Genomic DNA, 23520 nt, shown 5'->3' on the forward strand with positions numbered 1-23520 from the left:
ATGTGGTATTTCACCTGGATTCTGGGACTGGGCTTCGCCCTGTTGTGCGGCCTGGTCAACCTGCTCTGGCTGGAGGCGCGCTGGGCCGCCGATGAGGATCTCAAGGAGTCTTGAGACGCCTCCATGAAAAGGCCGACACAGGTGTCGGCCTTTTTGCATCTTGTTGGAGGGCTCGTTTAGGCGGGGAGGGCAACCCGGGCGGCCTGCCGCTCGCTGACATGGGTGAGGCCGTAGGCCAGCAGCACGATCAGCGCACCGATCCAGGGGGTGTGCATCAACCCCAGGTGTTCCACCACCAGGCCGCCGACGACGGAGCCCAGTGCGATGCCGACGTTGAAGGCGGCGATATTGAGGCCCGATGCCACGTCTACCACCCTGGGGGTGTGCTGCTCGGCCTGCTTCACTACCAGCACCTGCAGACCCGGCACGTTGCCAAAGGCAAAGGCGCCCCACACCAGTACGGTCAGCACCGCCAGCACCGGGTGCGGCGCGGTGAAGGTGAGGGCCAGCAGCACCAATGCGAGACCTGCAAACAGCAGCTTCAGCGCAGGCAGCGGACCCATCTTGTCAGCCAGCTTGCCACCCCAGATATTGCCGACGGCGACCGATACCCCGTAGACCAGCAGGATCAGGCTCACCGCACCGGCACTAAAGCCACTCACCTGCTGCAGGATGGGGGCGAGGAAGGTAAACGCCGTGAAGGCGCCGCCGTAACCGAGCGCGGTCTTGGCATAGACCAGCAGCAGCGGCTTTTTGGTCAGTACCGAGAGCTGTTCGCGGATGGTTGAGGCCGCCCCCTTGGGCAGGTTGCTCGGGATCAGCAGCAGGCTGCCCACCATGGCGACGAGGCCCAGCAGGCTCACCACCAGAAAGGTCTCGCGCCAGCCAAAGACCTGACCAATCCAGGTACCGAGCGGGACGCCGGTCACCAGCGCGATGGTGAGGCCGCTGAACATGATGGCGATGGCGCTGGCCGCTTTCTCCTTGGCCACCAAGCCGGTGGCGATGGTGCTGCCCACCGAGAAGAAGACCCCGTGGGCCAGCCCGGTCAGGATGCGGGCCACAATCAGGCTCTCGTAACCGGGGGCCTGCCAGGCCAGCAGGTTGCCGGCGGTAAAGAGCGCCATCAGCCCCACCAGCAGCCACTTGCGCGGCACCTTGCCGGTCAGCGCCGTCAGCACGGGGGCACCGATGGCCACGCCAAGGGCATAGAGGCTGACCAAGAGGCCTGCGGAGGGGAGCGAGACATTCAGCTGCTCGGCGATGGTGGGAATAAGCCCCACGATCACAAATTCGGTGGTGCCGATCGCAAAGGCACTCAGGGTGAGGGCAAATAACGCCAGTGGCATAACAACTCCTTGGATAGGGACTCCCGACGGGAGAATGGCGCCAGTATGCCGAGGGCGTTTGTTGGTAAAAATGACAGCAACATCAAATTACTTTTGCCAAATAAGCAGCAATGAAACCGTGGAAGGAGGAGTGGCTGAGGCAACGCGGCAAGAACAGGTCGTAGCGTGCGAGGTGGGTGCGGAGATAACGTGTACGGCAGCAATCAGTACATAGCGAACCGGGACAAAGAGGAAAGAGGTAAGAAGTAAAGGGTTGAGAGAAGGCTCTGGGGGGGGCTGCACGGGCTGCCGTGGTGCGGTGTTGGAGACAAAAAAGCGGGAGGCACAATGCCTCCCGCTAGGGGTTGGATAAATATCCCGGATCGTTCTTACCTCCCTTCTCCCCTGGCGGGAGAAGGGTCGGGGATGAGGGGGCATTCTGTATATGCAGCAAAACTAGCCTAGGGTAGTCTGCTATACCCTCACCCTAGCCCTCTCCCATGGGGAGAGGGAACAATCCGGTTGAACCTGCTGATTAGTCCCAATTCGGCGCAAAGTCCGGGTTGGCGCAGCGCTCACCCCGATCCAGGGTGGCAATCTGCGCCATCTCGTCGCTGCTGAGCCGTACCTTCAGCGCGGCCAGGTTGGCGGCCAGATTCTCCCGTTTGGTAGAACTCGGGATCACCGTCATGCCCTGGGCCAGCAGCCAGGCCAGCGACACCTGCGCCGCCGAGACGCCGTGGCGCTGGCCGATCTCCATCAAGAGCGGCTCGGCGAGCACCTTGCCATAGGCGAGCGGCATGTAGGCGGTGATGGCGATACCGTGGGCCTGGCAGAATTCCACCACCTTGCGGTTTTGCAGCAGCGGGTGGATCTCCACCTGCTGATGGGCGATGACGCCCGGCCCCAGAACCTCGATAGCTTCTTTAAGCTGGGCCACGGTGAAGTTGGAGACCCCGATCTCGCGGGTCAGGCCCCGGGCTTTGGCCTCGGCCAGCTGCTCCAGATAGACCGCCATCGGCACCTCATCCTTGGGGGAGGGCCAGTGAATGAGCGCCAGATCCAGATAGTCGGTGCCCAGTTTTTCCAGGCTCACCTCCAGGCTCGGGATCAGCTTGCCCGGACCGAACTCGCTGGTCCACACCTTGGTGGTCAGATAGATATCCTGGCGGGACACGCCGCTCTCGCTCATCAGCTGGCCCACTTCGGCCTCGTTGTCATAGATCTGGGCGGTATCGATATGGCGGTAGCCAAGTTCCAGCCCCTGGAGCAGGGAGTCGCGAAGGGGCTGATCTTTCAGGCGGAAGGTTCCAAGACCCAAGTTGGGCATCTTCATCATCAAATTCCTCAGGTTAGTGTTTCTACGCTCAATGCTTTGTCTGTTTGCCGGGCCTGCGGTGCAGATCCGGCGGGGAGGGCGCCGGCAGCCTCAGACCCTGTGATAGCGGCGCACCAGGCTGCTGGCAAACCACTCCTGGGTGTCGGCCACGAAGGCGAGAAAATGGGGCTGCTGCTGGTGGGCGCTGAGGGCTGCTTCACTCTCCCACTCCTCGTACAGCATCCAGCTATGGGGGCTCTCCAGGCTCTGGTGCAACTGGTAGCGAAGGCACCCCGGCTCTTGCAGGGTCGCGGCGATCAGCGGCTCGAGGGCAGCGCGAAACTGGGCGGCGAATTCGGGTTTGGCGTCAAGCTGGGCAATCACAATCAGGGGGGATGGCATCTGAACCTCCTCGTTAAGACGGGAGTCAGTATGCCCGCCCCAGACTGGGGGATACAGGGCAGCAGTCGCAAAACACTATTGAGGTGAGTGCAGCAATGTGGCCTCCCCATGGCTGGTCGTGGTGCAGGTGGGCCAGGGGAGGGCGGAGTATTATCAAGCGCTGGCCGGTTCGGACCAGACCGCAAATTCATTGCCGCTGGGCTCGACAAAGTGAAAGCGGCGGCCACCTGGAAAGTCGAACAGGGGGCGCACTATGGTGCCGCCATGCTGGCTCACCTTGCCCTGGGTCGCCTCGATATCGGCGCTGTAGAACACCAGGAGCGCCCCGCCCTGAGCACTCTGGCTGCACAGTTCGGCGCGGTAGAAGCCGCCATCCAGCCCTTCCCCTTCGAAGGCGCAATAATCGGGGCCGTAGTCGGCAAACTGCCAGCCAAAGGCGGCGGTGAAGAAGGCTTTGGTAGCGGCAAGATCCCTGGCCGCAAATTCCACATAGTTCAGTTTTTCATGGGCCCTGGTCATAAGGGTTTCCTTGTCGATATCGGTGGTTATTTCGGTTGCCAGCGCTTTTGCGTGGGGCTTGTGGAGTGGGGCAAGGCGTCCCAGGGGGTCAGCTTGAGCTGCTTGCGCCGAAACCAGAACCAGGTCCCCATCAGCAGACCGACCCCTATGCCAAACAGCAGGCTCTGGCGCAGGGCGAATGCGGGGCTTACCTCATGTTGCCAGCCGAAGAACCACATCAACACCCCCCAGATAGCGCCAGGGGGGATCCCCAGAGCAAGGGCATTGACCAGAAAGCGTTCGTAGTGGGGCGGCCTGATGGTGAACCCAGCCTTTCGCAGCAGCCAGGTGATCGGCGGGTTGTAGTTGAGCGTCTGCACGCCCTTCTCAGCCAGCTCCCGGTGGGCGGCCACCAGCCTGCGTTCGAACTCCATGATGTTTTTCCTTGAGATGCTTGGTGTCATACGATGCCATCTTGCCGCATTCTACTGGCAAACCATCAACGCGATGTGGGCTCGTGGTCACGTTATTTATCTATACGCTTTCCAATCACTCCAGGGCCGCCATGATGGCTGGAAGAAATCTTCTTGCGACCACCATACCAAGGATAATGGAAGCGAATAGAGGAAGAAGGTCACGACTGCGTTGATAGCTGCGCCAGTTGCCATTGTGGTAGCGGAAAAGCCGGTAGGTGAGAACCAACAAGCCAATGGCCATTGGAATGACGCAGTGAACTGAAAAACTGATAATGAATTTAACGAAATCGGGCAAGATGGGGGTCCGTGTCTATAGCTTGTATTACATCTGGTGCCAATTTGCGGCGGGGTTTCAGCCTTTTCCTGCCGCGCTTTCACGGATGGATTGGCGTGCTAACTGTTCCCATGGGGTCAAATCAAGCTGCCTGCGCTTCAGCCATAGCCTGATCAAGGTAACGAGGCCAAACAGGCCAGCGAATAGCGCTGTGCTGAACAAGGATGATACGAAAGATCTTCCCTCTGGGTGCCAAACGAACGTCCACATAATCAGACCCCAGATCGGCGCGATATTGAGGCTGGCACAAAGAAAATTGACCAGCCAGCCCGTGTAATAAGGGGGCTTGACGGTGCAGCCGAGTTTGCGCAGCCGCTTGAACATCCATGGGTTGTAGTCGTATTCCTTGATGCCTTGGTCAGCCAGAGTCTGATGGGCTATGGTCAGCCGTTCTTCAAATGTCATTGATTTACCTTATATCGCAGCAGCGTCATATGGTGCTTTTTTGCAGCATTCTACGGATTAGGCAGGCTGAGGGGTAGCAGCCATATCAGATTATTTCTCTGCTAAATACCAGCACAGCTACTAGAGCATCCTTGCCAATCCAGGGCCTCCGTGCCTATAAAGACCCATTACTCTTGTCTGGATTGCAGCAATGAAGACCCATTCTGATGAACTGACCCTGTTTGTGGCGGTGGTGGAGGCGGGCAGTTTTCGCCAGGCGGCGGAGAACCTCGGCATGGACAACTCGGTGGTGAGCCGCGGCATCAAGCGGCTGGAAGAGAAGCTCTCGACCGTGCTGCTCAACCGCACCACGAGGCGGGTCAGCCTGACCGAGGAGGGGAGCTGGTTCTATCAGCGAGCGGTGAAGATCCTGACCGAGATGAGCGAGGCGGAGGGGCTGCTGCTGATGCGCCGCGAGCAGCCGGAGGGGGTATTGCGGGTCGATGCCGCCACCCCCTTTATCCTGCACCGGCTGGTGCCCATCATCGGCGAGTTTCGCCGCCGCTACCCCGCCATCGAGCTGCAACTGCACAGCTCCGAGGGCTTCATCAACCTGATGGAGCGGCGGGTGGACATGGCCATTCGCATCGGCGAGCTGACCGACTCCTCCCTGCGGGCGCTGCCGCTGGGCCGCTCGCGGCTGCGGCTGCTGGCGTCCCCCGACTATTTGCGTGAGCGCGGTACCCCGCGCCAACCGGCGGATCTGCTGAGCGGGCACGAGCTGCTCGGTTTTTTGCACCCCGATCACCTCAACCACTGGCCGTTGCTGAGCCAGGAGCAGGGGGACCGCTTTCCCATCACCCCGACCCTGCGCGCCAGCAGCGGTGAAACCCTGCGCCAGCTGGCGCTGCGGGGGCAGGGGATCGTCTGTCTGTCGGATTTCATGACCGGGCAGGATCGGATGAGCGGGGCCTTGGTGGAGGTGCTGGCCCGCAGCAACAGCGGTGCCTCGCGCCCCATCAATGCGGTGTTCTACTCCGATGCCCAGCGTGACATCCGGCTGCGGGTCTGGCTCGATTTCCTCAAAGAGCAGCTCGGCAGCGAGAGGCTTTAGCGCCCCAATTCTGACCGGGCCACACGATAGAAAGGGCCTGCCGTGCTTGGGGTGCCTGCCGAGGCAGGATAGGGGGTGTTATCATCGGGGCTGCGCTAAAAAACAGAGAGGCCGACATCGCTGTCGGCCTCTCACATTTTTCAGCTCAGAGCTGTGTCGGTTGCCCGATCACTCCTCTTCTGCCCAGCGGCGTGAACGTTCCACTGCCTTCTTCCAGCCGTTGTAGCGCTTGGCGCGATCGTCGCGGTCCATCTGTGGGATGAACTCGCGGTCCACGCTGAACTTGTCTTCCAGCTCATCCGAGCTCTTCCAGAAGCCGACTGCCAGACCCGCCAGGAAGGCGGCACCCATGGCAGTGGTCTCGATACGGGTCGGACGCACCACCGGGGTGTGCATCATGTCGGCCTGGAACTGCATCAGGAAGTCGTTGGCTACCGCGCCACCGTCCACCTTAAGGGCGGCCAGCTTGATGCCGGAGTCCTGCTGCATCGCATCCAGCACATCGCGGCTCTGATAGGCGATGGATTCCAGCGCGGCACGGATGATGTGGTTGCGGTTGGCGCCACGGGTCAGACCGACCATGGTACCGCGAGCATACGGATCCCAGTAGGGAGCGCCCAGGCCGACGAAGGCCGGTACCAGGTAGACGCCGTTGGTGTCGCCAACCTTGGAGGCGAAGTAGTCGGTGTCGCGGGCATCGTGAATGATCTTCAGCTCGTCACGCAGCCACTGGATGGTGGCGCCACCCATAAATACCGCACCCTCAAGGGCATAATTCACTTCCCCTTTCGGGCCGATGGCGACCGTGGTCAGCAGGCCGTTGCTGGAGCGAACCGGCTCGGTGCCGGTGTTCATCAGCATGAAGCAGCCGGTGCCGTAGGTGTTCTTGGCCATCCCTTTCTCGAAGCAGAGCTGGCCGAACAGGGCAGATTGCTGGTCACCGGCGATACCGGCGATGGGGATGCGGGAGCCGCCGCCACGGGTGGTGTAGCCGTACACTTCGGAAGAGGGCTTCACTTCCGGCAGCATGGACATGGGGATGCCCAGCTCGTCCAGCATGCGCTGATCCCACTTCAGGTCGCGGATGTTGTAGAGCATGGTACGGGAGGCGTTGGTCGGGTCGGTGACGTGCACTTCGCCGTTGGTCATCTTCCACACCAGCCAGGTGTCGATGGTGCCGAACAGCAGCTCGCCGTTCATCGCCTTCTCGCGGGCCCCTTCGACGTTGTCGAGGATCCACTTCACCTTGGTGCCGGAGAAGTAGGCATCCAGCACCAGACCGGTGTTTTCACGCACGTACTCTTCCAGGCCGCGCGCTTTCAGCTCTTCACAGATGGCCGCGGTGCGGCGGCACTGCCAGACGATGGCGTTGTAGATGGGCTTGCCGGTGGCCTTTTCCCATACCACTGTGGTTTCACGCTGGTTGGTGATGCCGATGGCTGCGATCTCTTCGCTGCGAAGGCCAGTCTTGGCCAGCACTTCGGTGAAGACGGAAGACTGGGTCGCCCAGATCTCCATCGGGTCGTGCTCCACCCAGCCCGCTTTCGGGTAGTGCTGGGTGAATTCGCGCTGGGAGGTACCGACTATGTTGGCGTCCTGGTCAAACACGATGGCACGGGAAGAGGTAGTACCCTGGTCCAGAGCGACGACATATTTCTTTTCAGCAGACATGATGTTCTCCACGTTTTTATTTTCCACGTTTTTACACGTTGGGGAGGGCCACTCTTAGGCGGCGGCCTCTTCTTTGTTAGACAGCTTGGCGGCTTCTTCGGTGGCGACGCGGTTACCCGGCACACAGGGAGCCAACACTTTTACATAGAGGGCAGTACCGATCTGGGCACCGACGATGGGGCCGAGGATGGGAACCCAGAAGTAGGGGTTGTCACGACCACCGGTCATGGCTACGTCACCCCAGCCGGCCAGGAAGGCGAACAGTTTGGGGCCGAAATCACGGGCCGGGTTCATGGCGAAACCGGTTAACGGGCCAAGGGAGGCGCCGATCACCGCGATCAGGATACCGATCAGCAGGGCGGCGGCGAAGCCTTTGGGGGCACCGTTGTTGTTGTCACCCAGTGCCATGATGCCCAGCATCAGCACGGCGGTGATCACCATCTCGACCGCGAAGGCCTGCATGTTGGAGAGCAGGGCGTTCGGGTAGGTAGAGAAGATGCCGGCGCTGCCGAGGCTCTCGACGCTGCCGCGCACCACGTTGTGGGTCACTTCCCACTGGGTGAAAAGGTTACCATAGAGGAAGTAGACCAGCGCCGCGAAGCAGAAGGCGCCGGCAACCTGGGCGATGATGTAGGGCACCACTTTGCGCTTGTCGAACCCGCAGAAGGTCATCAGCGCCAGGGTCACGGCCGGGTTGAGGTGGGCACCGGAGATACCGCCGGTGACATAGATGGCGATGGCGACGCCCAGACCCCAAGTAATGGAGATTTCCCATTGCCCGAAGTTGGCTCCCGCCAGTACCAGTGCGGCCACGCAGCCGACACCGAAGAAGATCAGCAGGCCGGTTCCGATAAACTCGGCGATGCATTCGCCAAGCAGGGTATTGGGTCTTTGTATGCTCATACCGTTATTCCTTATATCCACCCAGAGTAGGTTTGATGTTCCGTTTTGTTGTTTTTCATTCCCATTATTGCGTCCGAAAACGTTTCTTCTTGTTTTTTGAGCTGACGCAAACGTTATGCTCGTTTGCGCTCGTTCTCGGACGAGAGAGAAAATAAACCTAAATCGCCCATTCACCACTCCCTCCCCGCAGGAAATGTGGACAAGATCCCACTCATTGCTAAGAAAATGTGACGGAAAGCAAGTTGATACAGTGGTTATACCACTTAGTGGGTAGCCAAAAGCCTTGCTACACAAGGGATTGCGGCTGATGAGTGATTGCTCATTTGACACTTTCTTTTGTAATAAAACTGCAATATTTCAGCCTCCATCACAGATTAAATGTTCACATGTGAGCACAATAGGCTCGCTTTCGAATCAGGACTCATCTGATTGGTCAGCATGGACAGGGCACCCTCAACCGCCCACAACAACAATAAGGAAGCAGAACATGCTTAGTCTCTTCAGGCCTGCACCACACATAGACAGGCTTCCGGCCGACAAGGTCGACCCCTTCTACAAACGCATGCGTTGGCAGGTGTTTTTCGGGATCTTCTTCGGTTATGCCGGTTACTACCTGGTACGGAAAAACTTCAGTCTGGCGATGCCCTATCTGATCGAACAGGGCTTCTCCCGCGGTGATCTGGGTCTGGCGCTGTCCGGCGTCTCCATCGCCTACGGTCTCTCCAAGTTCCTGATGGGGAACGTGTCGGACCGCTCCAACGCCCGCTACTTCCTCTCCGCCGGTCTGCTGCTGTCGGCCGGCATCATGTTCATGATGGGGACCATGCACTGGGCCACCTCCAGCATCGCCATCATGTTCGTGCTGTTGTTCCTGAACGGCTGGGCACAGGGCATGGGCTGGCCGCCCTGCGGTCGCACCATGGTGCACTGGTGGTCACAGAAGGAGCGCGGCGAAGTGGTCGCGGTCTGGAACGTGGCCCACAACGTGGGTGGCGGCATGATAGGCCCGCTGTTCATTCTGGGGATGGGCTGGTTCAACGACTGGCGCAGTGCCTTCTATGTGCCGGCTGCTGCCGCCGCCGCCATCGCGGTGATCGCCTTCTTCGTGATGCGTGACACCCCGCAATCCGTGGGTCTGCCTCCCATCGAGGAGCACAAGAACGACTATCCGAAGGACTACAACGAAAGCCACGAGCAGGAGTTTTCCGCCAAGGAGATCTTCGTCAAGTACGTGCTGCACAACAAGCTGCTGTGGTACATCGCCATAGCCAACGCCTTCGTTTACCTCATCCGTTACGGTGTGCTGGACTGGGCGCCGACCTACCTGAAAGAGGCCAAGGATTTCAGCGTCGACAACTCCTCCTGGGCGTACTTCCTGTACGAGTGGGCGGGTATTCCGGGCACCCTGCTGTGCGGCTGGATCTCTGACAAGATGTTCCAGGGCCGCCGTGCGCCGGCCGGCATCCTGTTCATGGTGCTGGTGACCCTGGCCGTGCTGGTCTACTGGTTCAACCCGGCCGGCAACCCGACCGTCGACATGATGGCGCTGGTGGCCATCGGCTTCCTGATCTACGGCCCCGTCATGCTGATCGGCCTCTATGCCCTGGAGCTGGCGCCGAAGAAGGCCGCCGGTACTGCGGCAGGCTTCACCGGTCTGTTCGGTTATCTGGGTGGCGCGGTCGCGGCCAACGCCATGCTGGGCTACACCGTTGACCACTTCGGCTGGGATGGCGGCTTCATGGTGCTGACCGCCTCCTGCGTGCTCTCCATCATCCTGCTGGCGATGACCCTCAAGCACGAGAACCAGTCGATTGCCGCCAAAGCGGCTGCCCATAAGGCATAAAACGTGATCCTGCCCTTATCGATTGGAAAAGGGATCAGGTAAACTCCCCAAGGCCCCGCATCTGCCGGGGCCTTTTTTCGTCTCATCATCGGAGTTCAAGCGTGAAGCAAACCCAACGACATCTGGAGATCCTGGACGTCCTGACGCGGCAGGGCTTTGTCTCGACCGAGGATCTGGTGACCCACTTTGACGTCAGCCCCCAGACCATTCGCCGGGATCTCAACGATCTCGCCGAGCAGAACAAGATCCGGCGCCATCATGGCGGGGCCTCCCTGCATTCGAGTACCGTCAACACCGCCTACAGCGCCCGCAAGGTGATGCAGCTCAAGGAGAAAGAGCGTATCGCCCGTGAAGTGGCCGCCAATATTCCCGACGGTTCATCGCTGTTCATCGATATCGGCACCACCACCGAAGCCATCGCCCGCGCCCTGCTCGATCACCGGGAGCTGCGCATCGTCACCAACAACCTCAACGTGGCCAGCATCCTCACCGCCAAGGATGACTTCACCGTCATCATCGCCGGCGGCGAAATTCGCAACCGGGACGGCGGCATCGTGGGGGAGGCGACCCGCGACTTCATCGGCCAATTTCGCATGGACTACGGCGTCATCGGCATCTCGGGCATCGACAGCGACGGCTCATTGCTCGACTTCGACTACCACGAGGTGAAGATTGCCCAGGCCATCATCGCCCACTCCCGCCAGGTGTTCCTGGCCGCCGACCATACCAAGTTTGGTCGCAACGCCATGGTCAACCTCGGCAACCTCAGCCAGATCCACGCCCTGTTCACCGATCAGGAGCCGCCGGAGAAGCTGATGCGGTTGATGTCCCAGCATCAGATCGAGTGCCACATCTGCTGAGTTGCCGTTAACCCGTTCCAGCACCAGGCCGCCATCGGGCGGCCGCTTCGTTTTCAGCCTTCCCGCGTTTCTGCCCGCCCTCATCCCACCGCCAATGTCGTGTTGATGTCCCCAAAAGCGCGATCTCGCTCACAGCCTTGCCCCCGTTTTCCCCAGGCGGCGCCGCTTTATCACCGACCGGCAGCATTTTTAGCATTGCCAAAACAATCGCGATCACATTTTCTCCATAAAATGTTCGTTTATCATTTTTTCATGCTCTAATATGAGCGAAATCAAACATTGCGACGGTTTCGCAAGGTCAAAATAAGAAAGTAGGTGAACATGAGCGAACATTATGATCTGGTCGTCGTCGGCGGCGGCATCAACGGGGTAGGCATTGCGGCTGATGCAGCGGGGCGGGGTCTGAAGGTTGCCCTGTTCGAGGCACGCGATCTCGCCTCTGCCACCTCTTCCAACTCCAGCAAGCTGATCCACGGCGGCCTGCGCTACCTCGAACACTACGAATTCCGGCTGGTGAAAGAGGCGCTGGCGGAGCGGGAGGTGCTGCTCGGCATGGCCCCTCACATCGCCCGTCCCATGCGTTTTCGTCTGCCTCATCGTCCGCACCTGCGCCCGGCCTGGATGATCCGCGCTGGCCTGTTCCTCTATGACAACCTGGCCAAGCGCGACAAGCTCAAGGGCAGCTGCGGCGTGCGCTTCCTGCCGCAGGATGGCCTCACCGCCGGCATCAGCAAGGGGTTCGAGTATTCCGACGCCTGGGTCGACGATGCCCGCTTGGTGGTGCTCAATGCCATGATGGCGCGCGACAAGGGCGCCGACGTGCAGACCCGCACTCGCTGCGTGAAGGCGGTGCGCGGCTCCAAACACTGGACCCTGACGCTGGAGCGGGAAGGGGGCGAGCAGTTCAACGTCACCTGCCGCGGTCTGGTCAATGCGGCCGGCCCCTGGGTCAAGACCTTCTATGACGAGAGCCTGCACGAGAAATCTCCGCGCGGCATTCGCCTCATCAAGGGCAGCCACATGATAGTGCCGCGCATCCATGAGCGCGAAGAGGCCTACATCCTGCAAAACGAGGACAACCGCATCGTCTTCGTCATCCCTTATCAGCAGGACTACTCGCTGATCGGCACCACGGACGTGGAGCACAAGGGCAGCCCGCGTGAAGCCAAGATCAGCGACGCCGAGATCAACTACCTGTGCAAGGTGGTCAACGCCCACTTCACCCGTCAGATCGCCCCCAAAGACGTGATCTGGACCTACGCCGGGGTGCGCCCGCTGTGCGATGACGAGTCCGACTCGCCGCAGGCGGTGACCCGCGACTACACCCTGGAGCTCTCCGGTGAATCCGACGGTGCGCCGCTGCTGTCAGTGTTTGGCGGCAAGCTCACCACTTATCGCAAGCTGGCCCAGGCTGCCTGCAACAAGCTCAAGCCCTGGTTCAGCCAGATGGGGGATGACTGGACCGCCAACAGCCGGCTGCCCGGTGGCGAGTTCGACTGCTCGGTGCGCGAGCTGGCGCGCGCCTTTGCGCTGGAATTTGACTGGCTCGATGATCGCAGTGCCCTGCGCATTGCCGAGGCCTATGGCGCCCATGCCCGTCTCTGGCTGCATCAGGATCGTGGCCAGCATTTTGGGGCCGGCTTGTATGAGGCGGAAGTGCGCTACCTTATCGAACGGGAGTGGGCCTGCAGCCTGGAAGACATTCTGTGGCGCCGCAGCAAGCTGGGGCTGCGTCTGTCCGAAGCCGAGCAGCAGCAACTGGCTGCCTGGCTCAGCGAACACCACCACGCCCTGCCCGAAGCCTGCTGATCACCCCCGGTGGGCGGCCCTGGCCGCCCGCCGTAAAAATGCAATAAACCTCTGTTATAACAATAACCTACATCCCATAAACAATAACAAAGAGCACCGCGCATGAAAAAACACACTCTCTCCCTGCTTGCCCTTGGTCTGGGGGCCGCCCTGGCATTGCCCACCCTGGCGGCCGATGAAGGCAAGATAGTGATCGCTCACCGGGGGGCCTCCGGCTACCTGCCCGAGCACACCCTGGAGTCCAAGGCATTGGCCTATGGCATGGGGGCCGACTATCTGGAGCAGGATCTGGTGATGACCAAGGATGACCAGCTGGTGGTGATGCACGATCACTTCCTCGATGGCATCACCGATGTGGCCGAGCGCTTCCCCGGCCGGGCCCGCCCGGATGGTCGCTACTATGTGGTGGATTTCACCCTGGACGAGGTGCGCTCCCTGCGCATGACCGAGCCGTTCCAGCTGGTGGAGGGCAAGCAGGTGCCGGTCTACCCGGCCCGCTTCCCGCTGTGGAAGTCGAGCTTCAAGATCCATACCTTCCAGGAAGAGATCGAGATGATCCAGGGGCTCAACAAGAGCACCGGCAAGAACATCGGTATCTACCCGGAGATAAAAGCCCCCTGGCTGTTCCGCCACGAGGGCAAGGACATCTCCAAGGCGGTGCTCAAGGTACTGAAGGAGTACGGTTACACCAGCAAGAACGACAAGGTCTATCTGCAGTGTTTCGATACCAACGAGCTCAAGCGCATCAACAGCGAGCTGATGCCCGCCATGGGTATGGACTTGAAGCTGGTGCAGCTGATGGCCGAGACCGACTGGAACGAGACCATGGTCTATGACGCCAAGGGCAAGGCGACCCCCTACAGCTATGACTGGATGTTCAAGCCGGGCGCCATGAAGGAGATCGCCGGTTATGCCGAGGGGATCGGCCCCTGGAAGCCGATGATAGTGCCGGAGCCGGGTACCCTGGGCAAACCGACCTTCACTGACATGGTAAAAGAGGCCCACGCGGCCGGCCTCAAAGTGCATCCTTATACCTTCCGTCAGGATGAGGGCCAGATCCCGGCCTATGCGAAAGACTTCACCGACCTGCTCAACATCTTCCTCTATCAGGCCGATGTGGACGGGGTATTCAGTGACTTCCCCGACAAGGCGGTCGAGGTGATCAAGGCTCACGGCAAATAATAAAAGAAGAGCAACACGGGAATGCAAGCGGGGCCAGGTGCCCCGCTTTTTTATGCTAGTTGGCAAGAGAAAACAGAATGAGTGTAATCATATGTTTACGATTTTGGTGTGTGGAGCATGTGCGGATCGCTACTTTCTGGCCGAAAGGGTCTCTTTTGTGGTCATTTATCCATCTGTCAGCGAATAAATCCACTGGTTTCACTTGATTGTTTGTTTTTAATTGGTAAGGTGAGGGCGGTTGCGTAACAAAGTGCTGACTTGTGTAAATAAAAATGAACAGTCAGCGCAATTGGCTTGAAACAGTAGAGAGAATGAGAACATGCAAAGAGATCCCCTGAACAACATCCATATCCAGTCCGAACAAGTGATGATCACGCCTGCCCAGCTCAAGGAGAAACTGCCCATCTCCGATCGCGCGCTGGCCTTCGTGCAAGGGGCCCGCAATACCATCGCCGACATCATCCACCGTCGCGATCACCGCTTGCTGGTGATCTGTGGTCCCTGCTCCATCCACGACATGGACGCCGCCAAAGAGTACGCAACCAGACTCAAAGCGCTGCATGACGCCTATCAGGACTCTCTCTACATTGTCATGCGGGTCTATTTTGAGAAGCCGCGCACCACGGTCGGCTGGAAGGGCTTTATCAACGATCCGAACCTGGACGGCACCTTCGACGTGGAGCTGGGGCTGCACCGCGCCCGCGAGCTGCTCTGCTGGCTGGCCGAGCTGGAGTTGCCGCTGGCCACCGAGGCGCTCGACCCCATCAGCCCGCAATACCTGGCAGAGCTCTTCTCCTGGTCGGCGATCGGTGCCCGTACCACCGAATCCCAGACCCACAGGGAGATGGCCTCCGGCCTCTCCATGCCGGTCGGCTTCAAGAACGGCACCGACGGCAACCTGGGCACCGCCATCAATGCGCTGCAGGCGGCCTCCAGCCCCCACGCCTTCATGGGGATCAACCAGCAGGGTCAGGTCGCGTTGCTGCAGACCCAGGGCAACCCGGATGGCCACGTGATCCTGCGCGGCGGCAAGCACCCGAACTACGACTCGGTCAATGTGTCGCTGGCGGAAGAGGCGCTGGAGAAGGCGGGCCTGCTGCCCGGCCTGGTAGTGGATTGCAGCCACGGCAACTCCAGCAAGGATCACCGCCTGCAGCCCAAGGTGGCGGACAACGTGATCCACCAGATCCAGGAGGGCAACCGCTCCATCATCGGGGTGATGCTCGAATCCAACCTGTTCGAAGGCAATCAGTCGAGCGAGCAGCCCAAGTGCGAGATGCGCTACGGCGTTTCCATCACCGATGCCTGCATCGACTGGGAGACCACGGATGCGCTGCTGGCCCGCTGCCACAGCCAGCTGGCGGCACCACTTTTGGCCAGAACCAAGGCATAAGCCGTGGTATCTTGTCAGCACTGATTGAACCATCGAGGTGTCACCGGCCGAGGCGGTGGCACCTCGTTGCCTCTTGAATCACAGGGCGTCGCTGCGGGCGGCGCCGCAGGGACCGGATATGGCTAAAGAGTTGAATGCCCTCAGGGACAAAATCGATGTGGTGGACAAGCAGCTAATTGATCTGCTGGCTGACCGTCTCGCCCTGGTGAGGGAAGTGGGGGAAGTGAAGAGCCGGCACGGCCTGCCCATCTATGCGCCGGATCGGGAGGCGAACATGCTAGCCCGCCGCCGCACCGAGGCCGAGGCACTGGGGGTGCCGGGAGATCTTATCGAAGATGTGCTGCGCCGGGTGATGCGCGAATCCTATATTCTGGAGTCCGCCAGCGACAAGGAGCATCACTTCAAGTGCATGAAGCCTGAGCTCGGCAAGGTGGTGATCATCGGTGGCGAGGGGCAGCTTGGTCGACTGTTCGGCAACCTGTTCAGTCTCTCGGGCTACCGGGTCGAGACCCTGGGTCAGGCCGACTGGCCGCGCGCCGACGAGATCCTGCACGGCGCCGGGCTGGTGATGGTTGCGGTGCCCATCGACGTCACCTGCGAGGTGATCGACCGGCTCGGCAACCTGCCAGCGGACTGCCTGCTGGTGGACGTCACCAGCGTCAAGAGTGAACCGCTTGCCCATATGCTGGCGGTACACCAGGGGCCGGTGCTGGGGCTGCACCCCATGTTCGGGCCGGATGTGGCGAGCCTCGCCAAGCAGGTGATCGTTTGCTGTCAGGGGCGCGAGCCCGCCGCCAGCCAGTGGCTGCTGGAGCAGATGACCATCTGGGGGGCGCGTTTGCAGCAGGTGGAGGCCAAGGCCCACGACGAGGCGATGACCTTTATCCAGGCGCTGCGCCACTTCGCCACCTTCGCCTACGGCTGGCACCTCTCCCGCGAGCAGGCCAACATCGATCGCCTGCTGGCGTTGAGCTCCCCTATCTACCGGCTGGAACTGGCCATGGTGGGACGGCTGTTCGCCCAGGATCCCCACCTCTACGCCGACATCATACTGTCGTCGCCGCAGAATCTGGCGATGATCCGTCGCTACTACCAGAACTTCGGCGAGGTGCTGGGTCTGCTGGAGCGAGGGGACCGGGAGGGCTTCATCGAGGCCTTCAGCCAGGTCTCCGGCTTCTTCGGCGAGCGGGCGGACGAGTTCCTGCGCGAGAGTCGCACCCTGCTGGCGCAGGCCAACGATCGTCGCCATCACGGCTGACGATTACGAAAAGCAAAAGGGGCCTGTCGGCCCCTTTTGCTTTTGCACTCCCTCTTGTGCGCTGCGGCGCCTTTATTCCGGCTGCGGCAAGCGCAGATCGGCGCCATCCCAGCCCAGCGGCAGGGTCAGCAACTGATCGATCAGCTCCCGGCGATCGGATTTTTCCAGATAGGCGAGGTAGAGCGGACGGCTCAAGGCCTGGGCGCCTTCCACCAGGTGCAGGCGCCCTTGCTCGAGGAAGGGGCTCACCATGCGCCGTGGCAGGTAGGCGGCGCCACCGTTGGCCAGCACGAACTGCAGCGCCATGTTGGCGGAGCTAGAGTGCAGCACCGGGGTCTTTTGCAGGCTCTGCAGCCGGCTGGGCTGGGGCTCAAAGCTGGTGCCCCAATCCAGATGAATGTGCGGCATCTGCATCAGGCTGTCGGCGTTGGCGGCGGCATCCCGGCTCACCAGCTCGAACACCAGCTCGCCGATGGGGTGCAGGGCAATCTCGTCGATCTTGGTCGGCTCGGAGAGCAGGGCGAGATCGAGGGAGCGCTCCAGCAACTGGCGGCACAGGTGCTCGCGGGAGGCGGTTTCGAGCCGCACCGCGAGGCCAGGGGCCAGGGCATAGACATGGTTGAGCCAGTCATTGAAGTCGAGCTCCCAGAACACGGCGGGGGCGCCGATGGCGAGTTGCTGGCTGAAACCGGGGGAGAGGGCCACATCCTGCTTGGCGCGGCCCAGGGTATGCAAGATGGCGTCTGCGTAGGGCAGCAGACGCTCACCGGAGGCGGTCAGGCGGATGTTGTTGCGATGGCGGGCAAACAGACTGACCCCGAGTTGCTGTTCGAGCTGGCGGATCCGAAAGCTCACCGCCGACTGGGTCAGGTAGAGATTTTCAGCTGCCCGGCCGAAGTGCCGGGTCTTGCTGACCTCGATAAACGTCCGAAGCAGTTCGGTATCCATTAATCGATGGACTCGTCGCTGCCACCACCGCTGCCACCTTCAAAGCCGCCACCGCCGGTCTCCTCGTTGGCACCGCCGGCGACGGTGCACAGACGGTGCACGCGCTTGGGACCGATCACCTTCAGATACTTGAACCATACCTTGGCGTGGGGGTTGCTGCCGGCGGCGCCGGATTTGACCTGTTCGATAAAGGCGCTTTCTACGTCATCGCGCGGGGCCAGGTTGCCCTGATAGAGCGCGAGCATGGCGGTGCCGTATTTTTCCAGACTGTCCGCTTCGGCCACAGTGAATTCGCCACTGCGACGCAGGCCACGGGGAAAATGTTTGAAGTCGTTGAAACGCTTGTCTGATTCGAAGCTCATAGTGCTCTTTTTCTGGTTAGTTTGACCTTTGCGGGCAAGTATCATCAGGCCGTCGCAGAGTGCAAAATCAATTTTTTCACTATATGGATAAATATCTTTAATCGAAAGCGGTTTAGCCATGATCCAGTGGGTCTGAGCCGGGGTTAAGTGCAAAAAAGTGAGAAAAAAAGCGGAGTTATGTCAGGTTCTGTAAAGGTTGGAGGCTCTGGTCAGACGACATTTGGCCAAAAATAAAGCGCCATTCGGCGCTCTATTTTGTTGTATTCATGAACCAAAACGGGAGGTTTGGTCTCGATGGAGACTTACTCTATCATGGCTGGCTGAGCCAGGGTGTCGGCACGCCACAGACGGTAGCGCACTTCATACTCCTGCGGTACGTAGAGCACGAATGGCAGCTTGGAGTTGTAGTTCACGAAGAAGCCCTGACCGTAGATCTGGACGAAGGTCTCTTTCTTCTGGCCATCCGGGCAGGCCATCAGGGTGCTGATGGGATCGGACACCTTGCCGAGCATCAGGTAGTTGTAGCCCCAGCCTTTGACGCTGTGCTGTTCCAGGTTGCCGGCAAAGCGCGGCACATTGCAATCGACCATCATTTTTTTGCCGACCTGCAGCTCGACCATCATGTCGGCTTCGTTCTCGACTTCCGGCAGGCGGATCACCACACGTTCCTGGTTCACTTCGGCGGCCGGGAACATGCTGATATCAAATTTTTTCGGTTCGGCGGCGAAGGCATGGCCACCCAGCAACAAGGCGCCCAGCAGGCTAAAACGCAATACGGTTTTCATCTGTACCTCATGGGGTTGGTTCAACGCCGCTAGACTAACCGCTCTGCCCGTTTCATGCCAGCGATCTGCTACGTAAAAACTGCGTAAAATGACGCAGATCCGGCACACAATGACGTGTTCTGGCTATTTTCTGACAGGACGGAAGAGAGGCTAAGCGGCAGGCCGGGTGCCAAATGCGGGTGGCCAGTCGGGATCCTGTGTTCATCAGGATCCCCTGGCCACCCGGCTTCATCAGCGCACCAGCAACACCTGCTTGGCCCAGGCGCCGGGCGCCCGCATGCCGACGGCGCCGCTGGTGATATCCAGATAGGCAACCCCCTTGCTGGCCGGTACCGGGGTCGAGGACCAGAGATAGACGTAGCCGTCGGTCACCTCTTTTCCTTCACCGGCCATGGCACGGGGGAAGATGGTTTCGTTGAGTGCCGGCTTGTAGCAGGCGGACTCAAGCACGCTGGCCAGCTCCTTGATGGTGGGCAGGCGCCAACCGCCGTGGCCGCCGAAGTTATAGAGGGCATGGCTCGGCTCGGTGCGGATCCGCTCGGCGGTCAGCAGGGCCTGCTGCCAGTAAAGCCGGGTCGGTTCGCCGCTGCAGCTCTGGTTGCGCCAGGTCTGGCCGAGCTGGCAGCGCATCCAGGTCAGGCCGGTGGATCGATCCGTGACGGTGCCGTTGCCGCGGTCGATGAAGCGGGCTGTGGGGCTGGTTCTGGGCATGCTGTCATCACAGATGGCGGTGGCCAGGGCGAGGGGGCTGCCAAGGATCAGCAGCAGGGTCAACATCAAGCGGTTCATCGGGTTACCTCCGCCACCAGCCGCAGTTGCAGACCGTTGGCATCATTGCTGTTTTGAACTGGGGTGGCGTAGTCGGTGCCTGCGTCATCGCCAAGGAAAATATGGGCAATGGCGCTGATGGGGGCGCTCTCCAGCCGGCGCGACGGGGTCAGGGTCTGGCTCCAGTAGTAGCCGTTGAACACCATGGTGGGATTGGTGCCGACATCGGGGAAGTAGCGCACGTCCATGCTCACCGGCTGGTCGTCCTGGCGGGAGAGGGAGCCGTAGTGCTGCAGGCTCATCAGCTCGCGCGAGTGGGGCATGCGCCAGCTGGTGATGCCGCACAGCTGTTGGGCGTTGAGCCACTGGCGGTACTGCTCCGTGGTGCAGATGGCCTCGCCCTCGGGGCAGGCGTAGTCACGTTCCTCCTGAGTGGGGTGATAGTCACCAAGCTCCCAGGCGAAGGTGCGGTGCAGATCGCGCGGGCTGGCGGGATCATCGAGCTTCTTCTCCCAGACCAGGCCGGTGTTGAGATCTTCCACGCACTCCCAGGCGGGGGCGTCATCGGCCAGCGGCTGCCCTTGGCCGTCGAGCTTGCGATAGCGCAGCGGCGCCTTGTTGAGGCTGGCTTCCTGTCCCGGGTGGTCGGCGGGCTCCTGGGTGAGCAGGTAGTCGACCCCGTCCGTGTAGGTGGTGACGCCGCTGCCGGTGATCAGCGGATGGGAATGCTGTTGCTGCAGCCGTGCGCGGACGTCTGCTTGCTGGCTGGCCAGCTCGCCGTGCAGGGCAAAGTGGCTGACCAGCTCGGGCAGCAGGCTGTCGATGGCCGGCCACACCAGCATATGCAGGGTGGCGGTCGAGAAGCCCTCCTGCGCCTGTAGATCGGTCTCGACGATCGCCTGCAACAGCTGGCCCAGCGCCAGGTTGAAGTCGCTCAGCTGCGACAGGGCGGCCAGCTCCTGGCCCGGTTGCAGCAGCGCCAGCGCACTCAGCAGCTGGTCGAGGGCTTGCCTCGGGGGCTGCCCCTCGGCGATGCGGTATTGCAGCAGGGTGCTGAGCGGGCTGGGGGTCAGATGCTGGCCGTCGAGCTGGGCGGCGGGGTGCAGCAGCACGGGGGCGGCCGGGTTGCTTGGCAAGAACAGCAAGGTACTGGTCAACAGGGCCGGGGCGCTGCCGCTCAACCGGTGAGTACCGGCCGCGCCGCTGACACTGGGCTCCCCCGCATCACAAGATGCATTCTGGTTGAGGTTGACGCACAGGGTGCCGGCTTCGGGCAGGGTCACGGTCAGGCTGTAGTCGGGGGCCGCCAGCGGCGCCTCGTCCGAGCCGCCACCGCCACAGGCGGTGAGCAGGGGGGCCAGCAGGCAGGCCAGGCGGGAGTAATGTGGTGTCATCTCTTGTCCTTGGGCAAGGGGGCCTTGGCCCCCTCTTCTTATATATGGATGGGGTGGATTCAGGTGCGCTGGCGCAGGCGGCGCCAGAGCGTCAGCGGCAGCAACCAGAGCAGATTGGCTGCCCCGCCGCCGCTGCCGTCGTCCACCTGGAAGTGGATGATGCCGTCATCGGGCGGTGTGACCGGCTTGCTGCACTGGGCTCCGGTGCGCTGGCTGATGCTCCAGCCGTTGATGCGGCCCCGATTGCCTGGCTTGCTGTCCACTATCTCCAGGGTCCAGCGACCGGCCAGCGGCTCCCCTTCCAGCGCGCTGAAGGGCTGCAGAGGCAGTAGCTCGGTGGGGAATACTCCTTTAAGGCGCGGCAATGGGCTGTAGCCCTTGTTCCAGATCTGGATGCGGGTGCCGGAGGGGGAGTTGAGCCAGATCTCCAGCTCATCGAGCGCCGGGTGTTGCAGATCCAGGTTCAGCTGCAGCCGGTCACTCACCCTGGCCTCGCTGCTCTCTATCAGCAGGCTGGTTTCACTGAGGCCACGTACCTCGTCGCTCATGGCATCGTTCAGGGTGAGCGGCTGGCCGCTGGCACGGCTGACGATGGGGGCGCCGATGGGCAGGGTCAGCGACTGCTGCCACTGGCGCTCGGTCGGACTGGTGCCGCTCATGGTCAGACTGACCGGCAGCTCCACCTCGTCGCCACAGGCGAGCGGGCTCTGGGCCAGCAGGCGCAGGGTGGTGGTCATGCTGGCACCCGCCGCGAGGGTCGCCGGTTGCCAGCTGTAAGGATCGGCCTGCAACCCGGTTGACAGAGTGAGGGCCAGCTCATTGAGGGTCACCGGCGCCTTGCCCTGGTTGGTGAGGGTCAGCTGCACCGACTGGCGCTGCCCCAGCTCGATGACGCTGCCATCACTCAGACCCACATTGACCGGTGCCTGCAACAGGCCGTGCTGGCGAAACGCCTGCTCCAGCAGCCTGGCATAGGGGCGCGCCGGGTAGAGCCGGGCGGCGGTATCCACCGTGATGCGGGCCAGTTGCGGCATGCGGATGGCCGGGCCGAGACCGAAGTGGGACTCGATGATCAGGCGATCAAACTCGTCCCGCGCCCCTTCGCCCTGCTCGGCGACCGCGGCCAGCAGCGCCTGGAACAGCGGGGTGCCCCATAGCTGGTCGCCATTGCTGCCGTTGATGGTGCGGTGGGCCGGGTAGTTGTAATCCGGGTGGTAGCGGGCGCGCAGATCGTCCAGCTGACGCGGAGTTCGGTCGGTGAAGCGGGCATCCCAGTTGAACACCATGGCGGGTTCGAAATGACGGGCCGGCTTCGCTGCGCTGGCGGTGGCTGGCAGCCAGGTAGTCGCTGAAGCCCTCGCCGATGGCGCCCCAGTCCGCCTCGTCCCCCAGATCCGGCACTATGTGGTGCTGCACCGCATGGCCGAACTCGTGCCAGATCACCATGGGATCCTCGGCATCGGGCACGCCACTGCGACCCAGCTCCAGCCGGCGCTCGAACGGATCGTAGAGGGAGTTGTCCTGATAGCCGGCCTCGGTGTCGATGTCGAGCGCCCCCGGAATGAGATCGGTAAAGCCGAGGTGCTTGAGGTGGCGCTGGGCCAGATCCAGGTGGTAGTAGGCGTTGATGTCGGCAAAGCCACGATCATCGCGGGTGAGGCGAAACGCCTGCGGGCTGTCGGCGCTGAAGGGAGCTGTGTTCGGTTCCATGGCATCCACCACCCGGGCGTGGGGGCCACTCAGCAGATAGCGTCCACCCGCCAGGGTGACCGGCAACGGCACCTTGTCCTGATAGGCGGCGTCCGCCAGTTGCAGGGCTTCGTGCCAGACCAGGCTGGCGTCGCGCAGCTGGGTACGGGGATCCGGATCGAATACCCGAGCCTCCAGCTGGGTGTCGCCGGCGTCGGCGACGCGGCTGGCCTGAGTGGTGGCCGCATCCATCCAGCGACCGAGCTCGCGGCTGCCGTCACAGCTGGCGAAGAGCTGCACATAGCTGGCCTTGGCGTTGCCCGCCTGATGCTCGCGTACCCGTTGGCGCAGGGCCGGCACCAGGGTGTCACCGTCGCGCCAGTACCAGGCTTCAACCGGACCAAGGGTGTCGATGTCGCTGCCGCCATCGCGCAGCTGCTCCAGCAGGGGTTCCAGATTGCCGGTGGCGTCGCAGCCGGGTTCGCTGCTCTGCAGCGGCCGGCTGTTGTGATAGATGCGCCAGGGCTTGCCGGTCGAATCGACGCTGACGGCGGCTTGAATGGTGGCCACTGGCAGGCCGTTGACCAGCTGGCGGAAGCTGTAGTGATGGCCGAGCAGGCTGGCCCGCTCGTAGTCGGGAGTCAGGCTTACGCCAAGGCGCTGTTCGAGCCACTTCTGGGGCGTGGTGGTCAGCGGTTGTTCATCGACAAACTGCAGCTCGGCCGCCAGCAGCGGCTGGGAGAGCAGGGTTGTCGCCAGCCAGAGGGCCAGGGAAGAGGGTTTCATGGTTTACTCCAACAC

Annotated in this window: 23 protein-coding genes and 1 pseudogene; 8 read left to right on the plus strand and 16 right to left on the minus strand. The window is 61.5% G+C overall.

The annotated features are described in order from the left end of the window. The gene (gene cydX / locus ACPDZI_RS07885; RefSeq protein ID WP_005310033.1) at positions 1-114 is read left to right on the plus strand and encodes a cytochrome bd-I oxidase subunit CydX; all 114 of its coding nucleotides are present in this window, start codon (positions 1-3) and stop codon (positions 112-114) included. 62 nt (positions 115-176) lie between these two features. Here cydX and ACPDZI_RS07890 read toward each other — a convergent pair whose 3' ends face one another. From ACPDZI_RS07890 to ACPDZI_RS07920, 7 genes are all read right to left on the minus strand, one after another. After that, complete coding sequence (locus ACPDZI_RS07890) at positions 177-1349, minus strand: MFS transporter (protein WP_438834306.1); 1173 nt, start codon at positions 1347-1349, stop codon at positions 177-179. A 514-nt stretch (positions 1350-1863) separates the two neighbouring features. Further along, positions 1864-2667 carry a 2,5-didehydrogluconate reductase DkgB gene (gene dkgB, locus ACPDZI_RS07895; protein ID WP_438834307.1) on the minus strand — a complete coding sequence of 268 codons (804 nt, stop codon included), beginning with the start codon at positions 2665-2667 and terminating at the stop codon, positions 1864-1866. A 90-nt stretch (positions 2668-2757) separates the two neighbouring features. Further along, positions 2758-3048 carry a putative quinol monooxygenase gene (locus tag ACPDZI_RS07900; protein WP_139737152.1) on the minus strand — a complete coding sequence of 97 codons (291 nt, stop codon included), beginning with the start codon at positions 3046-3048 and terminating at the stop codon, positions 2758-2760. Positions 3049-3201: 153 nt separating this feature from the next. Further along, positions 3202-3567, minus strand: coding sequence for a VOC family protein (locus ACPDZI_RS07905; protein ID WP_261998945.1), 366 nt, complete (start codon positions 3565-3567; stop codon positions 3202-3204). 26 nt (positions 3568-3593) lie between these two features. Beyond that, positions 3594-3980, minus strand: coding sequence for a DUF6404 family protein (locus tag ACPDZI_RS07910; protein WP_438834308.1), 387 nt, complete (start codon positions 3978-3980; stop codon positions 3594-3596). A gap of 115 nt (positions 3981-4095) precedes the next feature. Beyond that, positions 4096-4317 carry a hypothetical protein gene (locus ACPDZI_RS07915; protein WP_336988888.1) on the minus strand — a complete coding sequence of 74 codons (222 nt, stop codon included), beginning with the start codon at positions 4315-4317 and terminating at the stop codon, positions 4096-4098. 57 nt (positions 4318-4374) lie between these two features. Continuing rightward, on the minus strand, positions 4375-4761 hold the full coding sequence (locus ACPDZI_RS07920) for a DUF6404 family protein (RefSeq protein WP_438834309.1): 387 nt from the start codon (positions 4759-4761) through the stop codon (positions 4375-4377). 190 nt (positions 4762-4951) lie between these two features. On the opposite strand from ACPDZI_RS07920, the gene ACPDZI_RS07925 reads away from it, so the two are divergent. Beyond that, the gene (locus ACPDZI_RS07925) at positions 4952-5854 is read left to right on the plus strand and encodes a LysR substrate-binding domain-containing protein (RefSeq protein ID WP_438834310.1); all 903 of its coding nucleotides are present in this window, start codon (positions 4952-4954) and stop codon (positions 5852-5854) included. A gap of 168 nt (positions 5855-6022) precedes the next feature. On the opposite strand, the gene glpK is transcribed toward ACPDZI_RS07925, so the two are convergent. Together glpK and ACPDZI_RS07935 are read right to left on the minus strand one after the other, a co-directional pair. Beyond that, positions 6023-7525: a glycerol kinase GlpK gene (gene glpK, locus ACPDZI_RS07930; protein ID WP_076359831.1), complete on the minus strand. Its 1503-nt coding sequence runs from the start codon at positions 7523-7525 to the stop codon at positions 6023-6025. A gap of 54 nt (positions 7526-7579) precedes the next feature. After that, positions 7580-8428: an MIP/aquaporin family protein gene (locus tag ACPDZI_RS07935; RefSeq protein ID WP_011705540.1), complete on the minus strand. Its 849-nt coding sequence runs from the start codon at positions 8426-8428 to the stop codon at positions 7580-7582. Between the two features lie 487 nt (positions 8429-8915). On the opposite strand from ACPDZI_RS07935, the gene glpT reads away from it, so the two are divergent. Both glpT and ACPDZI_RS07945 read left to right on the plus strand, forming a co-directional pair. Next, positions 8916-10271 carry a glycerol-3-phosphate transporter gene (gene glpT, locus ACPDZI_RS07940; RefSeq protein WP_076359829.1) on the plus strand — a complete coding sequence of 452 codons (1356 nt, stop codon included), beginning with the start codon at positions 8916-8918 and terminating at the stop codon, positions 10269-10271. 101 nt (positions 10272-10372) lie between these two features. Then, positions 10373-11131, plus strand: a complete 759-nt coding sequence (locus ACPDZI_RS07945) for a DeoR/GlpR family transcriptional regulator (protein ID WP_011705542.1) — start codon at positions 10373-10375, stop codon at positions 11129-11131. Between the two features lie 7 nt (positions 11132-11138). On the opposite strand, the gene ACPDZI_RS07950 is transcribed toward ACPDZI_RS07945, so the two are convergent. After that, positions 11139-11348: a hypothetical protein gene (locus tag ACPDZI_RS07950; protein WP_202010692.1), complete on the minus strand. Its 210-nt coding sequence runs from the start codon at positions 11346-11348 to the stop codon at positions 11139-11141. A gap of 104 nt (positions 11349-11452) precedes the next feature. Between ACPDZI_RS07950 and glpD the strand changes: the two genes are divergently transcribed. The 4 genes from glpD (at position 11453) to tyrA (ending at position 16773) form a co-directional block, all read left to right on the plus strand. Then, positions 11453-12940, plus strand: a complete 1488-nt coding sequence (glpD, locus tag ACPDZI_RS07955; protein ID WP_076359825.1) for a glycerol-3-phosphate dehydrogenase — start codon at positions 11453-11455, stop codon at positions 12938-12940. A gap of 102 nt (positions 12941-13042) precedes the next feature. Beyond that, the gene (gene glpQ / locus ACPDZI_RS07960; protein ID WP_438834311.1) at positions 13043-14122 is read left to right on the plus strand and encodes a glycerophosphodiester phosphodiesterase; all 1080 of its coding nucleotides are present in this window, start codon (positions 13043-13045) and stop codon (positions 14120-14122) included. A 319-nt stretch (positions 14123-14441) separates the two neighbouring features. Continuing rightward, positions 14442-15515 carry a 3-deoxy-7-phosphoheptulonate synthase gene (locus tag ACPDZI_RS07965; RefSeq protein ID WP_011705545.1) on the plus strand — a complete coding sequence of 358 codons (1074 nt, stop codon included), beginning with the start codon at positions 14442-14444 and terminating at the stop codon, positions 15513-15515. Positions 15516-15633: 118 nt separating this feature from the next. Continuing rightward, positions 15634-16773 carry a bifunctional chorismate mutase/prephenate dehydrogenase gene (gene tyrA / locus ACPDZI_RS07970; protein WP_323932454.1) on the plus strand — a complete coding sequence of 380 codons (1140 nt, stop codon included), beginning with the start codon at positions 15634-15636 and terminating at the stop codon, positions 16771-16773. Between the two features lie 72 nt (positions 16774-16845). Here the strand turns inward: tyrA and hdfR are convergent, their stop codons facing one another. The 6 genes and pseudogenes from hdfR to ACPDZI_RS08000 form a co-directional block, all read right to left on the minus strand. Then, a complete protein-coding gene (gene hdfR / locus ACPDZI_RS07975) occupies positions 16846-17721 on the minus strand; it encodes an HTH-type transcriptional regulator HdfR (RefSeq protein ID WP_016350308.1) in 876 nt (291 codons plus the stop codon). Continuing rightward, positions 17721-18083 carry a DUF413 domain-containing protein gene (maoP, locus tag ACPDZI_RS07980; protein WP_016350309.1) on the minus strand — a complete coding sequence of 121 codons (363 nt, stop codon included), beginning with the start codon at positions 18081-18083 and terminating at the stop codon, positions 17721-17723. The genes hdfR and maoP overlap by 1 nt, the downstream gene beginning before the upstream one ends. Positions 18084-18385: 302 nt before the next feature. After that, entirely contained in the window at positions 18386-18868 is a 483-nt protein-coding gene (eco, locus tag ACPDZI_RS07985) for a serine protease inhibitor ecotin (RefSeq protein ID WP_005299572.1), read from the minus strand. 231 nt (positions 18869-19099) lie between these two features. Further along, positions 19100-19657 (minus strand): DUF1566 domain-containing protein, encoded by a 558-nt coding sequence (locus ACPDZI_RS07990; protein ID WP_187267543.1) that lies wholly within the window; start codon positions 19655-19657, stop codon positions 19100-19102. Next, on the minus strand, positions 19654-21030 hold the full coding sequence (locus ACPDZI_RS07995) for a DUF1566 domain-containing protein (protein WP_438834312.1): 1377 nt from the start codon (positions 21028-21030) through the stop codon (positions 19654-19656). The genes ACPDZI_RS07990 and ACPDZI_RS07995 overlap by 4 nt, the downstream gene beginning before the upstream one ends. 59 nt (positions 21031-21089) lie before the next feature. Next, positions 21090-23505: pseudogene (locus tag ACPDZI_RS08000) on the minus strand (proprotein convertase P-domain-containing protein). Positions 23506-23520 lie beyond the last annotated feature (15 nt).

Origin of the sequence: Aeromonas oralensis, from assembly GCF_049665575.1 — a bacterium.
GTDB classification, from domain to species: Bacteria; Pseudomonadota; Gammaproteobacteria; order Enterobacterales; family Aeromonadaceae; genus Aeromonas; species Aeromonas hydrophila.